Origin of the sequence: Photorhabdus luminescens subsp. luminescens (assembly GCF_001083805.1) — a bacterium.
Lineage (GTDB): Bacteria > Pseudomonadota > Gammaproteobacteria > Enterobacterales > Enterobacteriaceae > Photorhabdus > Photorhabdus luminescens.
This window is the reverse complement of sequence record NZ_JXSK01000008.1, coordinates 1-16,564: the sequence shown is the minus strand read 5'-3', so window position 1 is coordinate 16,564 and position 16,564 is coordinate 1. Positions and strand designations below refer to the sequence as shown.

Below are 16,564 nucleotides of genomic sequence, written 5' to 3'. Positions count from 1 at the left end.
AACCAACCTCCTATTTTAGATGTCCAGTTGATCATCAATCTCAAATATTGATCGCTAAGCTAAATTCGTGGTTAATACCGCTCTGGCATTGTGGAATAGAAAGTCAATGAAAAGCAGTATTTTAGTGTTTGCGGTTTTTTATAGTGTAGTCTCAGGCAGTCAGGCCGCAGACCTCTCAGCACAACAACTCATTCATCAACAGGCACGCGCAAGCCCTGGAGGCGCAATTAGCCCCACCCCCTGCGGAGGTTCACCTGTCTGTCCCCGAACAGGCGGTGTCATCCGCATTTCCGCGGGAAACGCCGTGTTTTCCGATCACCCGCGTCGTGTTGGCCGGCACTGAAAATTTCCCGCATTGGTTGCCGTTCAGGCGTGTTGCTCAACAGGGCGAAAACCATTGCCTCGGCGCTCAGGGCATTAACCGACTGATGACCGAATTGCAAGATCAGCTCATTAATCACGGCTATGTCACCAGCCGGGTTCTGGTTCCTCGTCAGGATCTGCATACCCAAACGCTAAAACTGGTGATGATACCGGGCAACATCCGACATATCCGCTATACCCCTGACAGCGGAAAATATATCCAGCGGATAACCCCCTTTCCCGCGCGTGAAGGAAAATTGCTGGATTTACGGGATATCGAGCAGGGACTGGAAAACTTGCAACGTTTTCCGACGGTTCAGGCGGAGATGAACATTGTCCCGGCAGCGCAACCGGGGGAGAGTGATATTGTGCTGGACTGGCGTCAGTCCCGGCACTGGCGAGTCGCCACGTATCTGGATGATACCGGCACCAAAAGCACCGGGCGTTATCAGGGCGGATTCACCTTTTTTCTGGATAACCCGCTGGCGCTAAGCGACCTGTTCTATCTCTCCGGTGGACGCGATATTCATGCGTCTGCCGGAAAAGGCAGCCAAAACGACACGCTCTATTATTCGCTGCCCTTCGGCTACTGGATGGCGAGCGTGACCGCCAGTCATTACGATTATGTGCAGACAATCGCCGGGCTGAATCAGGCGATCCAATACCGGGGCAAAAGCCAAAACCTGGCGGTCCAGCTCAGCCGGGTGCTGCACCGTAACGCCGACCAGAAAACCCTGCTCAACGGTGAAATTTATCGCCGGGCGTCCCGCAATTTTATTGACAACACTGAAATCGATGTTCAGCGCCGGGAAACCGCAGGCTGGAAGCTGGGGCTGTCCCATCATCACACTATCGGCAACGCCACTCTCGATACCCGGGTGACTTACCAACAGGGCATGCGCTGGTTTGGCGCGCAACCGGCGCCGGAAGAGTATCGCAATGAAGGGACCGCCTTACCTAAAATCACCCAATTCTCGGCGACGCTGGCCGGGCCGGTAACGCTGTTTTCTCAACCCTTCTCTTATCAAACCCAATACTTACGTCAGATAAGCGCCAGCCCATTGACGCCCCAGGATCGCTTTTCCATTGGCGGCCGCTGGACGGTACGCGGCTTTGATGGCGAGTTGACGTTATCCGCTGATCGGGGTTGGTACAGCCGGAACGAACTGGACTGGCAAACCCCGTTGCGCGGGCAATCGCTGTATCTGGGGATCGACTATGGCGAAGTGGGCGGACGGGGCAGTGACGCGCTGCTCGGAAAACACCTGGCGGGAAGTGCCCTGGGCTGGCGAGGCAACCTGAAAGGGGTGAGCTACGACCTGTTTGTCGGCATCCCGCTGTCCAAACCCGCCGGTTTCCAAACCTCCCCGGTCACGGCCGGATTCAACCTGTATTGGCAGTATTAATTCAAATAGCAAAACTGCCAGTGGGTAGTGTTGTGTGGAGCAAAAATCATGAACAAGCAGTTGTATCGTATTATCTTTAATCAGGCCCGTCAGATGTGGATGGTAGTGGCCGAGATAGTGTGTGCCGGGCGCGGACGAACGGGACGCCGCGCTCGTCGGCCATCTCTGCCGTCGTGTCGTTGCCGGTTTACGGCGTTACGATTCAGTCTCTTGTTAGCGCTGGGCGGGATTTCACTCACCGCACAGGCGGCGATTGTGGCCGATGGACAGGCGCCGGGACGTCAGCAGCCGACCATCATTCGCAGCGCCAACGGCACGCCGCAGGTGAATATTCAGACGCCCGGCTCTGATGGCGTTTCTCACAACAGCTACCGTCAGTTTGATGTGGATAAACAAGGGGTTATCCTTAATAACAGCCATCAGGCCACGCAGACCCAACTCGGCGGTATGGTGGCGGGTAATCCGTGGTTAGCCAAAGGGGACGCCAGCGTTATCCTCAATGAAGTCAACAGCCACGACCGCAGTCACCTCAACGGCTGGATTGAAGTGGCCGGGCATAAAGCCGAGGTGATTATTGCCAACCCTTCGGGGATCACCTGTAACGGCTGCGGGTTTATTAACGCGCATCGCACCACGCTCACCACCGGACAAGCGCTGATGGAGCGGGGCCGATTGAAAGGGTTTGATGTCAATCAGGGGGAAGTGCGCATTGACGGGCACGGCATGGACAGCACCCAGCAAAGTTACACCGATATTATCGCCCGCTCCGTGGCGATTAACGCCAAATTACACGCGCAAGACCTGAAAGTGACCACCGGGCGCAATCGGGTGGATGCGGCACACCAGAAGATTGAGAAAAAATCCGCTGAGGCCACTGACCAGCCGGAGTTTGCGTTGGATGTGGCGGCACTGGGCGGCATGTATGCCCATAAAATTAGGCTAATAGGCACCGAAACGGGGGTGGGCGTCCATAATGCCGGCAATATCGGGGCCTCAGCCGGGGACGTGCATATTACCGCCGATGGCTGGATAGAAAACCGCGGCGCCATCAGCAGCCGTGACGGGCTGCAATTAACGTCGTCTTCCAATGTGACTAACGCGGGCAAATTGTTGTCACAATCAACGGTGAATTTACAAGCCAACGGGGCGTTAAAGAATCAGGGCCGGGTGGAAGCCCGCGGCGATACCACCGTTACCGCAGGCACCATACACAGCAGCCATGACAGCGTCTGGGCCGCCGGACTGGATGATAAGGGCAACACCACCCGCCCCGGTTCACTGACCCTGACCGCGCAACACGTTCAGGCCAATGGCAAAAATCTGGCGACCGACACACTGGTCGTCCACAGTCAACACATTGACCTGAGCGACAGCCAGACCGCCGCCAGTCAGATTCAATTGAATGCCAGTCAACACGGGATAAGTACCGCTCGCGCCACCGTTAACGCAAACCGTTTGACTGCGAAAACGCCGGGCCAGTTTAACAACAACGGCGGCCAGTTAGTGGCGCGGGAAATCCACCTCACGACCCCGGATATCGCCAACCAGCAGGGAAAAATTAACCAGACCGGTACCGGTGAACTGACGCTTAACACTCGCATGCTGAATAACCGTGGCGGTACCCTGTTCAGCCAGGGCAAACAGCTCACGATTACCACAGACACACTGAATAACCAGCAGGGCAACATTGCCAGTCAGGGCGAGGACCTGCATCTGACCGCGCATCAAGCAGATAACACTCAGGGCACAGTGCAACTGGCGGGTAACGGGAAACTGGCACTCAACAGCCAACGCTGGCTGGGTGATAAAGGCAAACTGCTCACCAACGGCGCCCTGACGATACAGGCGGGTGAACTGCAACTGAATCAGGCTGAAACGCAGGCCGGGCAGATTACCGTCAACGCGGATACCCTGAGCCATCAAGGCGGGCTGATGCAACAACGCGGCAAAGATACGCTGTCTCTGACGGTGAACACCCTAAATAACCAGAACGGCACCCTTGCCGGTAACGGTAACCTGAACCTTAAGGCAACGACCGTCGATAATCGTCATGGCAACCTTGTGGCTGCCGACAAGGGCTCGCTGACACTGACGGTCAAAGACACGCTGGACAATCAGGCGGGCCGGCTGGAAGCGGGCAATGCGCTCCGGCTCAGCGCCGCCCAACTGGATAATCGCCGGGGTAGCCTTGTCGCCGCTGGGGACAGCGCCACCCTGACCATTGGCAAAGCCATTCAAAACGCTAACGGCCATCTTGAAGCCAAAACCCGACTGACTACAACCAGCCAGACACTGGATAACACGCAAGGCGTGTTGCTGGTGCAGCATATCAACAGCCAGACCACCGGCCAGCCCTTCATCAATACCGCGGGACAGGTGATAGCCGGGGACACCCTGACCTTAAACAGTGGTGAACTGGATAATACGGCGGGGCGGTTACAATCCGGCCGGGAGATGGCCGTTGATACCCACGGGCATGGGCTCATTAATACCCGCAATGCCGACCAAAAAGGAGGCCGGTTGTTAAGCGGCGGGCAGTTAACCCTGCGTACCGGCGACATTGATAACACCGGCGGCATGATAGCGGCGGACGGCAAAACGACGCTGACCAGCAGCATGCTCAACAATACTCAGGGACAGATAGCCGGGAATGGCGGGCTGGACATTCACAGTCAGCAACTCACTAACCGCAACGGGACCTTACAATCCGCAGACGCCCTGAATCTGGATACCGACGGGCAGTTACTGGATAACCAGCAGGGCCAGATTATTGGCGAGGGCAAAACCACCGTCACCAGCGGCCCGCTGGATAATCGCCACGGCCATCTTCAAGGCGGACAGTTGGTTATCGACACCCGACAGGCGCAAACCGATAACCGGGACGGCAAATTGTTGTCGGCCGGTACATTCAACCTGAAAACCCAGCGGCTCGATAATCGACACGGGCAGGTGCAAGCCGTGGGCGACACCACACTCAATGTCAAAACCCAAACCGATAACACCGGCGGCCTTATCCGTGGCGGTCAGCAATTGACCTTGAGCGCCGCTCACCTGATTAACCGCGACACGGCGCAGACGGATAAAGGACTGGAAGCGCAAAACCTGACGGTCAACGCCCAACAGGTGGACAACCGCCAGGGCGCTTTACGGGCGGCCGACCGCCTGCAAGCGAACATCAGCCAGACCTTGAATAATACTCAGGGGCTGGTCTCCGCAGGCAAACAGCTCACTATCAACCGCGAGGCTCAGCAACCGCATCTGAGGATTAACAACCAACAGGGCGCCTTAATTGCCGGAAAGCAGTTCGATATTAACGCCGAGTCCCTCAGCGGTGACGGCCAACTGTTATCGCAGGGGGATATGGCCGTCACCTTAACCGAGGATTTTCACCATACCGGCAACACGGCGGCCAATGGCAATCTGACCCTGAAAACCAGCGGCAATATTCTTAATGACCGCCAGATAAAAGCCGGTCGGGCGCTGCATCTTGGGGCGCAAAATCTTACCAACAGCGCTGCCGGTGAAATCAGCGCCGGGCAAACGCAAATCAAGGTCCACGATACGCTGAACAATACCGGATTGATTGACGGCGGCCTGACCCATCTCACGGCCAACACCCTGAACAATACCGGCACCGGGCGCATTTACGGCGACCAACTCGCCCTCCAGACGGGCACGCTGAATAACAGCGCACAGGACGGCAAAGCCGCCGTGATTGCTGCCCGTGACCGGCTGGATATCGGCGCCGGGATACTCAACAACCAGCATCATGCCCAGATTTACAGCGTGGGCGATATGCGCATTGGCGGCCGGTTGGACAACAGCCTGACAGCCACCGGTCAGGCGCGTGAGCTCAATAACCACGCCGCAACGATTGAAGCCGGGAACAATTTGAAGATTCAGGCTGAGCAGATTCACAACACCAACGCCGGTCTGGTCACCCAAGTCGTCGAAACGGAAAAATCGCCACATCACGATGCGGTATTGAGCGGCCAGACCACCCGCTATGACTGGTCGCAAGTGGACACGTCCCGCCACAATAAATATGGCGTGCACGATGCCATCATGCCGGATGGCAGTCGCAGTAATGACTTTTACGAATATCAGTACACCCGCACCGTGAAGGAAACGCAGGTCAAACAGAGTGACCCCGGTAAAATTCTGGCGGGCGGCAATATCACGCTCAACAGTGCGAAAGTCACCAATCACGACAGCCAAATCGTGGCGGGCGGCGCACTGGACGGGGAAATCGGCGAACTGCACAATATAGCGACTCAGGGCGAACGTATCACTACTGATACCGGCCGCCAGACTCGTTGGTATGCAAAAAAAACCAGAAAGAAAAAATTCGGGTTCGGCGGCACCAAAACCTCGCAGGGGAAAAGCCGCAGTGGTTATCACCCTGCCCCGGTGACAGAAACGATTGACCTGAAAACGCTGGCCTGGCAGGAGCATACCCGTCCACAGGGCACCGATATCACGATTACAGACCGACAGACCGGTCAGATACACGCGGCTCCCACGGCGGTCAAACCGGTGAGCGGGATAAACGACCAGCCTCTGGTCTTGCCCCCCGGCCAGCCATTTGAACTGAGTTTGCCCCCGGAAACGGTGAAAGGGCAAACAATCGACCCGGCGATACGTGTAGTGACCCCCAATACCCGCCTGCCGGATAACAGCCTGTATACGGTGCAACCGGGCAGTGACAGCCACTATCTGGTCGAGACCGACCCGAAATTTACCCAGTATAAACAGTGGCTGGGCTCGGATTATATGCGGCAACAATTAACGCACGACCCGGCGCTGGTCCACAAACGCCTGGGCGATGGGTTTTACGAACAGCGGCTGGTGCGCGACCAAATCACCCAACTGACTGGCCGACGCTATCTGCCGGGCTACAATAACGACGAAGCGCAGTTTAAAGCGCTGATGGATGCCGGTATCGCCTTTGGCCAACAGCAACAGCTAACGCCGGGCGTCGCCTTAAGCCCGGCGCAAATGGCGCTGCTCACCTCAGACATTATCTGGCTGACTAACCAAACCGTGACCTTGCCGGATGGGACTACTGAAGTGGTGACCGTGCCGCAGGTGTATGCGCGTGTCCGTCAGGGCGACCTGAGCAGTGATGGCGCCTTACTCGCCGGTAATGCCGTGGCGCTCAACAATCAGGGCGATATTACCAACAGCGGTACGATTAGCGGGCGTGACGTCACCCAACTGACGGCGAACAACCTGACCAACAACGGCTTTATTCGTGGCGGCAAAGTGGATGTGACGGCCCAACAAACGCTCGCCAACCGGGGCGGCCAGATTCAGGGAGACGACCGGGTGACTTTGACAGGTCGCGATATCACCAGCGCGTCTACGTTGCGCGGGGATAAGGCTAACCGCTGGCTGGACCGTCCGGCGGGGATTTATGTGCAGAACGATAAGGGCACCTTATCATTGAGCGCTATCAACAATGTGCAATTAACCGCCAGTGACGTCAAAAACGCCGGTAAAGACGGTCACACCGAGATAACCGCAGGCCATAACCTGACGCTGGACACCTTAAGCACACACCGTACAGAGCAGGGGAATTGGGGGAAAGATAACTATCGCCATCTGACCCAACAACAAGATATCGGCAGCCAGATAACCGGTGCCGGTGAGGTGACCCTGCAAGCCGGGCAGGATTTGACCGCCACCGCCGCCCACGTCAATGCCGGTCAACACCTGACGGCGCAGGCCGGGCATAACCTGACATTGACAACCGGTACCGCCTCATCCGACTTAGTGGAGCACAGTAAGCAAACCAGCAAAGGCTGGCTGTCGAAGTCGTCAGTGGAAACCCACGACGAAGTGCACGACCGGCAGGCGCTCAGTACCACATTTAGCGGTGATAAAGTCAACCTACAGGCCGGCCATGACTTGACGGTCAGCGGCAGTAATGTCGCGGGCACGCAGGATGTCAGCCTGAACGCCGGTCATCAGCTTACCGTCGCCACCGCCGCAGAATCTCACGGTGAAACCCATTTGCGGCAGGAGAAAAAATCGGGCCTGATGGGCACGGGCGGGATTGGTTTTACCGTTGGCAAAGCCAGCCAGAAAGTCACCACGGACAGCGACAGCCAGCTGAGTAAAGGCAGCACGGTCGGCAGCAGTCAGGGCAATGTGACGCTCAACGCAGGGGAACAGCTCCGGGTTCACGGCAGTGAGGTGATTGCCGGTAAAGACCTGACGCTGACCGGTCAACAGGTCACGGTCACCAGTGCGGAAAACCGCAATCACACCACAACAAAAACCGAACAGAAACAGAGCGGCCTGACGGTAGCGCTGAGCGGCGCCGCAGGAGGTGCTATCAACAGCGCCGTGCAAACGGCCCATGAAGCGCAACAGACTGCCGACCCCCGCCTGAAAGCGTTACAGAACACTAAAGCCGCCCTCAGCGGAGTACAAGCGACTCAGGCCGCCCGACTGGCGGAAGCTCAGGGCAGCGACAACCGCAGCAATAACAACCTGGCCGGGGTTAGTCTGTCCTACGGTCGCCAGTCTGCCCGTTCAGAACAGCAGCACCGCCAGACCACTCAACAGGGCAGCCACCTCACCGCCGGGGATAACCTCACGATAACGGCGCACGGTGACGATAAAGGGACCTCAGGGCCGAACGGCGATATCCGCATTCAGGGCAGCCAGTTACAGGCGGGCAAAGACCTGCAACTCAATGCGAATCGGGATATTACGCTCTCGTCCAGCCAGAACACCGAACAGACCACCGGCAAAAACAGCAGCCACGGCAGCTCGCTGGGCGTGGGCCTGACCGCCGGACCCGGGGGCACCGGTCTGAACGTCTCGGCCAATGTCAGTCGGGGCAATGGCCGTGAAAACGGCAATGGTGTCAGCCACAATAACACCACGTTAGACGCAGGACAGACCGTCGAGCTGAACAGTGGCCGGGATACGACGCTGAAAGGGGCACAAATCAGCGGCGAACAAATTACTGCCGACGTGAAACGTCATTTGACACTCAGCAGTGAACAAGACAGCCAGCGCTATGACAGCCGACAACAGAATGCCAGCGCCGGCGTCAGTGCCACCGTGGGCCCCCTCACCAACGGCACCCTGACTCTCAATGCCAGCCGCAATAAACTGCACAGCAACTATGATTCAGTGCAGGAGCAAACCGGGCTGTTTGCTGGTAAAGGCGGTTATCAGGTTAATGTCGGCGACCACACCCAACTGGACGGCGCGGTGATAGCGAGTCAAGCTGACAAAGCCAAAAACACCCTCAACACCGGGACACTGGGCTTTAAAGATATTCAAAATAAAGCGGACTTTACTGTCGAACAGCAGAGTGCGGGCGTCAGCCTTGGTCAGCCAACCACCGGTCAGGTGCTGAATAATCTGGCGGTCAATGCGCTGACGGGGGCCCATAATCAGGGCCATGACAGCAGTACCACGCATGCCGCGGTCAGTGACGGCACTCTGATTATCCGGGATAAGGCGCACCAGACGCAGGATATCGCCAACTTAAGTCGCGATACCGATAACGCCGCCAATGTCCTGAGTCCGATATTTGATAAGGAGAAAGAGCAACAACGGTTGAAACAGGCGCAACTGATTGGCGAACTCAGCGCCCAGATGACCGAGATAGCCGGGACCGAAGGGAAAATTATCGCCACCCAAGCGGCGAAAGCGAAACTGGACCATATCAGTGAACAGGATAAAGCCGCTGCCAGAGAAAAGTTGGTTAACCGGGGCAATCAACACCCGACTTCCGCGGATATCAACCAACAAATCTATGATACCGCCTACACGCAGGCGCTGAATGACTCCGGCCTGGGAACCGGCGGTAAATACCAGAAAGCGTTACAGGCGGCCACAGCAGCGATTCAGGGGCTAGCGGGGAACAATCTCGGTCAGGCGCTGGCCGGCGGTACTTCGCCGTATCTGGCTGGCGTGATTAAAGAACTGACTACTGACCCACAAACCCATCAGGTGGATATCGCCGCCAATACGCTGGCCCATGCGATTTTGGGCGCCGTGGCGGCGGAAGTCAGTGGTAACAACGCCCTGGCGGGAGCAGCCGGCGCCGCTTCCGGTGAACTGGCGGCTCAGGTATTGATTAAGCAACTTTACGGCGATAAGGCTAACGTCAGTGAGTTAACGGAGGAGCAGAAACAAACTGTCAGCACCCTTGCTACTCTGGCAGCCGGGCTGGCCGGCGGCATTGCCGGTGATTCCAGCGCCAGCGCCCTCACTGGGGCACAGGCTGGGAAGAATGCGGCTGACAATAATTTCTTAGGTAAACTGGTAACGGAAGGGTGTGCAATAGCTGCCCCATGCCGAGCCAAAGTAGCAGAGAAAGTCCTGGAGATAGGCGTTAAGGCGGGTATAACCGGAATAGTGGCAAAGGAAATTGCTGATAAGATTTCCTCAGAAGACTTAGACCATCTGATCATGCTTCAGATGATGGGAAATGATGAAATTACACAGAGTTACCTAAATACACTTCAGAATAAATACACTCAAGTTGCTCATCCAACTGATCTGCCAACACATACTGGCGGTGATCAGTCCGGTGATATCAGGAAATACCCTAATCATACCGGTGGAAACCAACAGTTAGAGCCGGGTAGTATACCGAACCATACAGGCAATGAGGAAAATCTGTCTGGAGTTGAGCCAAATCATACTGGTAATACGGAAGGTAAGCCGGATGTAGGTGGTAATACGACGGTGACCCCAATTCCTGATGGAGCAACGAAAGATAATTTAGCTTATTTGGCCGAAGGACGGGATAATAGATTACCTATTCCCGAAACAACGGTTGCAGATAATGGACTAAAAATTGAATCTAACTCTAAGCATACTCCTGGAGCTCAAGGGTTCAGACCGAACGCTGGTATTGAACCACGAGACTCTCTGAGTATTTTTGAAGGTTCAGTATCTATAGATTCTGATAAACATAGATATGCTAAAGACACCAATGGACATATCCATAGATTTTCACCAAATAATACAGGTGTCTACCATTGGTCTGGTAGTACTGGAGATTCAAAAAATAAATTGGAATTAACTGGAAAGGTGAAGTCTAGGTTACAAAAACAAGAAGGTTGGAAAATAAAATGATTATTGGAGATCCTTATCAAATTGCTATCCATATTGAGCAAATTGATGTCCTGTGTTCACCAAGTGGAATGTTTAATTTTATAATTAATGACACATTAGTTCCAGGGAAGGGAGTAACAATGGATTTATACATGGTGATATCTGAACTAAAAGAGAGCCTTAAAGACGGAATGCACAAGAACTTGCGAGATGTTGGGAATATCCCATTGTCTGATTTAGATTTTTCTGAAGGAGAACAGGAGAACTTTATCCCATTATCCTCTGAATTATCAGATTATGGCTTTATTTTTTGGTTGGGTTTTGATGGCGATGAAGATCGTCTTATTTATACAACAAATTATGAAAAAACATTCCAAGAAGAACGATATCCTAGAGGAACAATAGAAAAATTAATTAGAGACTTACCGTTAGCAGAGGATTTAGTAATGAAAAAAACAGGAGCATTTATTAATACTGAACTGAAATCATAAAGAGTTGTTATTGAGAATAATGCGCTGGCCTCCCGAAATCTGGGGGATTGCAGCACAATGTCACCGGAAGCGTGCGGCAAGGCCAAAGAACTGAGTCAGCGCATTCTAGATAAAGGTCTGCCGTCAGTTGAGGACATGCGCGATAAACTGGCGGCTTGTCAGGATGACAGCTGCCGCAAAGGCATCTGGACGGAATACCGTCAGGCCAGCGATGCGACCATCAATACTTTGAAACAAATGGCGCTGAATGGCGAGTTGAGCCGTGAAGAACTGGCCTTTATCAACCATGAACTGGGTAAAGAACTGGCGGTCTCGGGCTACCGTGCCAATGATAAGATAGGTCGTTCAGAGCAGAGTAGTTGGCTAAATGGTGGCGGTGGGCCACTCTCCGGGTTCTTTAATACTGAATTACGTCAGAAAGAGCTGGAGAACGCTGGATTATCTAAAGCCGATGCGGCGCAGTATGTGAAGGAAGAGCATCGGAATCTGATGTTGCTGGAGACAGCGACGGGAATTATTGGGGCAAAAGCTAATAGAACTTCTATAAATATAGTCGGAAAAGGCGCAACATTACCTACTGGTTATGCTCCAAAAGGGAATTCAGTTATCGGGCCAAAAGGTAGTGTTTATGGCAATACAGGAAAAGTAGATGCCTCAGGAAACACGATTTATAGTAACAACGGTGGGTACTATACGTTTGAAAATGGCGTGAAAACAAAAGTTCAATCACCTAACTCTGATTCACAAATACGGCAGAATTATGAGAAGGGTAAAGAATTTGAACAATCTACTTACGATAAATTCAAAGTTGATAAAGTTGAATCAGCACGAGAAATTACTGTCAAAACAGATAGTAATACAAAAATAAGGGTTGACATGATAGGCAAAGATAAAGAAGGAAACATTATCTGTGTTGAATGTAAAAGCTCATCAACTGCTCCATTAACAACAAATCAAAAGAAAGGTTTTCCTGAACTTGAAACCAAGGGGGGCACTGTCGTTGGAAAAGGAAAACCGGGTTTTGAAGAAGGGAGCAAAATACCGCCAACCAAGGTTGACATTATCAGGCCCACTTCTAAAGATTAAGTAAGGAGTTAATATGTCTATAGAAGATGTGAACAAAATAGATATGATAGGTATACCTAATGACAATGAAAACTTAGTTGTTCTGGGATTAACTGATCATTTATCGTGGAGTGGTTCGATAGAAGAACATTTACTAAAACTACAAGAAAAAATAAATAGTTATATTCGTTTTATTGAAAGCGGAGAGATATACGAAAGCTTTCCTGCTTCTTGTGGAAAAAGTGAAATATTAATAGAAGTTTATTTTAAGTATTATATCCCACATGAATGTGCTGATTTTTTGGAAAAGGTTGGGGAAATTCTTGCACCTGTTAATATTCAGTTAAGATATGAAGAAGGTGATATTGCTTAAAATAGATGTATTAACTATGTGATCTCAATGACTAAATTAGCGCAGAAGGCTTGCTCACTGCGCTAATTTCGATCTTTTTTAACTTTCCAGCTGCAAACTCAATCTTCCGTAACAACTTGAATAATCAATTGTCCCCGTTCAACTCTCACCTGCACCGCCTGTCCGGTGGCAAATCCCGCCTCTTCCAGCCAGTTGCCTTTGAGGTGCAAACTGGGGTGCTGGCTGTAATAGCGAGTGATGCCAGTGTGGCGGTCGGCATGACATCGGCTGATATAGCCGACTTTATAGCGGCGCTGGGCTTTCGAACTGTTTGAGTTTGCATTACAATCGCGTTCAGCCATAAATCAACTCCTACATAGTTGGTTATGTGGTCAGCGGCCATCATGAGGTGCGAACTCATGGTAGCCGCGTCATCTCAGCGCTTGGCGCTCTTCATAACAACTTTTTCCATCATTGACTTGGTGACAAAACTGTCAATCACCATAATCAACGCCTTCTGCTCCTCATCGGATAACGAATCAGCCTGTTGCCAGAGTTCATGCAATATGTGGTTACGTATCTTCACATCTTTGCTGGTCTCGCAGCGGCCAACCAGTTCATCGAGAGAAACCTGTAAAACATCAGCCAGCTTAATCAAGGACTCCAGTTGAGGGACGATGTGTCCCGCTCCCAGCGGTTATACACTCTGGGTAGTACCTCAATCATCTCGGCAAGCCGTGATTGGGTTAATCCCCGAGCTTCTCTGAGCATCTTAAGCCGTTCAGAAAATACGGACATATCAATACCTGTTTGCAAAACACAAATGTCCGCCATTGTACCCCTTCCTTTTTAGCTGGCTGTTGTAAAGTCTCTTTTATGTGATTATTATATATCGCAAACATGTCTATTGACAAGGTTCAAAAGGAAAGACTTATGACCCGCACTCCCGATACCGATTTAGCCCGCTTAAAGCAGTCCGTCTCATTGCTGGGGCTGGCGCGTAAGCAGGGCCGTCCGATGAAAAAACGCGGTGAGGATTATGTGCTGCGCTGCCCGTTCCACAATGAGAAAACGCCCTCAATGGTCATCTCACCGGCCAAAAACCTCTATCACTGCTTTGGCTGTGGCGCCGCGGGGTCGGTGCTGGACTGGGTGATACAAACGGAAGGGGTGACGCTGAAAATTGCTATCCGCCGGCTGCGGGAACTGGCCGGGTTACCGGACATGGACAATGCCGTGGTGGCCGCTTCTTCTTTAGCCGCCCAGCCGGAATCACAGGCGGCCCCCCTGCCGCGCCCGAAACTGGCCGATCTGGACGATGACGGGCAGGCGCTGTTGCGCCAGGTGATTGATTTTTATCATCAGAATTTACTGGCGTCACCGGAAGCGAAAGAATGGCTGGAACGACGCGGACTCAATCATCCTGAACTGGTCAGTCACTTTAAGCTGGGGTACGCGGGCCATCACGGGATCGGCGGTTCAGCGGGGTTATTGCCGTCCAAAAGCAGTCAGGAAGGCCAGCAACTGCGTGACAAGCTATCGGGTCTGGGCGTGTTGCGTACGACCACCCGGCAGGATCACTTCCGGGGCTGCGTCGTGGTGCCGGTGATCGGCTGGGCCGAATCGGCCAGTGTAGCCAGCCGCGGGCGGGTGCTGCAACTGTATGGCCGCCGAACCCAGCCGGATTACAAGGTGCTGAAAGACAGCCCGAAGCATCTGTACCTGCCGTCGCCACTGGCCGGGGTCTGGAACGAGGAAGCGATGAAAGCGGCTTCGGAAATCATCCTGTGCGAAGCACTGATCGATGCGATGACCTTCTGGTGCGCCGGGTTCCGCAACGTGATCGCCGCCTACGGCGTGAACGGTTTTAACCGCGATCACCTCGACGCCTTGCAGTATCACGGCGTGAAACGGGTGCTGATTGCCTTTGACCGGGACGAGGCCGGAGACCGTGGCGCGGCCAGTGTGGCGGCTGACTTACTGGAATCCGGCATTGAGGCGTGGCGGGTGCAGTTCCCGCCGGGCATGGATGTCAATGACTATGCCGTCAAAAGTGGCAACGCCGAACATGCGCTGGGGCTGGCCCTGCAACAGGCGGTCTGGTTGGGACAGGGAACGGCACCAGGTGCAGTGTTCAGTCATGAGCGGCCCGTCTCGTCAGATATGACGGAAAAGCCTCACAATGCAGATGTGGCTAAACCGGCTGCCTTAGCCGCCCCACCAGAGCTGACTGTTGCCCCCGTGCCTTGTGAGCGCACGGCCTGCGGTGAACTGCTGATGAAAAGCGGGCCCCGGGTCTGGCGGATACGGGGGATGAAAAAATCGCCGGTGCCCGATGTGATGAAAGTCAATGTGCAGGTGCGGGATGAAACGTCCGGCCTGTTCCATGTGGATACACTGGACATGTATCACGCGCGGCATCGTCAGAACTACATCAGCACGGCGGCGCAAGAGCTGGAATGCGAGCTGTCGGTCATCAAACGCGAAGCCGGGCGGGTCTTGCTGATGCTGGAGCAGCAACAGGACGCGCAACAGCAGGCCGACGCCGAAGCCTCAGGGACAACCGCAGTCACGGTCAGCGCAGAAGATGAAGCCGCCGCGCTGGCGTTGCTGACATCGCCAAACCTGACAGAACAGATTATCAACGACATGGCCGCCTGTGGCGTGGTCGGCGAATCGACCAATCTGCTGACCGGGTATCTGGCGGCGGTCTCGCGCAAACTGGATAAACCGCTGGCCGTGTTAATCCAGAGCAGCAGCGCGGCGGGGAAATCCTCCCTGATGGACGCCGTGCTGAACCTTGATGCCGGAAGAGGAGCGTATCCAGTACTCGGCGATGACCGGACAGAGCCTGTACTATCTGGGGGAAACCAGCCTGCAACACAAGATACTGGCTATCGCCGAAGAGGAAGGCGTGCGGCAGGCGGCCTATGCCCTGAAACTGTTACAGTCCGACGGCGAGCTGAAAATCGCCAGCACCGGCAAAAACGAACAGAGCGGCGAACTGGTGACGCGGGAATACAAGGTGCAGGGACCGGTCATGCTGATGTTAACGACGACGGCCATTGATGTGGATGAAGAGCTTGCTGAACCGCTGTCTGGTGCTGACGGTCAACGAATCGCGCGAGCAGACGCAGGCCATCCACGCGATGCAACGGCACCGTCAGACACTGGCAGGGTTGCTGGCTGACTCAGAGAAAGGTTATCTGACGCAGTTACACCAGAACGCCCAGCGCTTGTTAAGGCCGCTGAAAGTGGTCAATCCTTACGCCCATCAACTGACGTTCCTGTCAGACAAAACCGGATGCGGCGCGACCATATGAAATACCTGGACGCTGATACAGGCCATTGCCTTGCTGCGCCAGTATCAACGTGAAGTGAAGAAAACGACCCACCGCGGACAGGTCATCGAATATATCGAAATCACCCAAGACGACATTACCCTCGCCAACCGGCTGGCGCATGAGGTGCTGGGGCGCACGCTGGATGAAATGCCGCCGCAGACGCGTAAGCTGTTACTGCTGATACAAGAGATGGTGAACGCACAAGCGCAAATCCAGCACTGCCAGCCAAACGAAGTGCGCTTTACCGGCGGGATATCCGCGCCTTTACCCACTGGAGCGACAGCCAGCTCAAGAACCACTGTCAACGGCTGACGGAAATGGAAATACCTGTTGTTGCATGGCGGCAGCCGGGGACACCTGCTGCATTATGAACTGCTGTGGACGGGGAAGACAACGGCGCAGCCCACCCTGTGCGGCCTGCTGGATGTCGGAGACCGGACTCAGAAACCGCCG

Annotated in this window: 7 protein-coding genes and 2 pseudogenes; 6 read left to right on the top strand and 3 right to left on the bottom strand. The window is 54.1% G+C overall.

All coding sequences use genetic code 11. From position 1 onward, the window contains the following. Positions 1-106: 106 nt before the first annotated feature. The 5 genes and pseudogenes from TI10_RS17015 to TI10_RS16995 all read left to right on the top strand — a co-directional run bounded on the left by TI10_RS17015 (position 107) and on the right by TI10_RS16995 (position 12,788). Positions 107-1,769: pseudogene (locus TI10_RS17015) on the top strand (ShlB/FhaC/HecB family hemolysin secretion/activation protein). 48 nt (positions 1,770-1,817) lie between these two features. Further along, positions 1,818-10,880 carry a two-partner secretion domain-containing protein gene (locus TI10_RS17010; protein WP_049584595.1) on the top strand — a complete coding sequence of 3,021 codons (9,063 nt, stop codon included), beginning with the start codon at positions 1,818-1,820 and terminating at the stop codon, positions 10,878-10,880. Then, entirely contained in the window at positions 10,877-11,350 is a 474-nt protein-coding gene (locus TI10_RS17005; RefSeq protein ID WP_049584594.1) for an Imm42 family immunity protein, read from the top strand. The genes TI10_RS17010 and TI10_RS17005 overlap by 4 nt, the downstream gene beginning before the upstream one ends. 57 nt (positions 11,351-11,407) lie before the next feature. After that, positions 11,408-12,436: a hypothetical protein gene (locus TI10_RS17000; protein ID WP_049584593.1), complete on the top strand. Its 1,029-nt coding sequence runs from the start codon at positions 11,408-11,410 to the stop codon at positions 12,434-12,436. Positions 12,437-12,449: 13 nt separating this feature from the next. Continuing rightward, positions 12,450-12,788, top strand: coding sequence for a DUF6572 domain-containing protein (locus tag TI10_RS16995; protein ID WP_049582794.1), 339 nt, complete (start codon positions 12,450-12,452; stop codon positions 12,786-12,788). Positions 12,789-12,886: 98 nt separating this feature from the next. Here TI10_RS16995 and TI10_RS16990 read toward each other — a convergent pair whose 3' ends face one another. From TI10_RS16990 to TI10_RS26155, 3 genes are all read right to left on the bottom strand, one after another. Continuing rightward, positions 12,887-13,129, bottom strand: coding sequence for a SymE family type I addiction module toxin (locus TI10_RS16990; RefSeq protein ID WP_049582795.1), 243 nt, complete (start codon positions 13,127-13,129; stop codon positions 12,887-12,889). Positions 13,130-13,203: 74 nt separating this feature from the next. After that, entirely contained in the window at positions 13,204-13,425 is a 222-nt protein-coding gene (locus tag TI10_RS26160; RefSeq protein WP_244161641.1) for a hypothetical protein, read from the bottom strand. Then, positions 13,422-13,601 carry a helix-turn-helix transcriptional regulator gene (locus tag TI10_RS26155; RefSeq protein ID WP_244161640.1) on the bottom strand — a complete coding sequence of 60 codons (180 nt, stop codon included), beginning with the start codon at positions 13,599-13,601 and terminating at the stop codon, positions 13,422-13,424. Before TI10_RS26155 ends, TI10_RS26160 begins: the two co-directional genes overlap by 4 nt. 99 nt (positions 13,602-13,700) lie before the next feature. Here TI10_RS26155 and TI10_RS16980 point away from each other — a divergent pair. Beyond that, positions 13,701-16,564: pseudogene (locus tag TI10_RS16980) on the top strand (CHC2 zinc finger domain-containing protein); the annotation flags it as partial.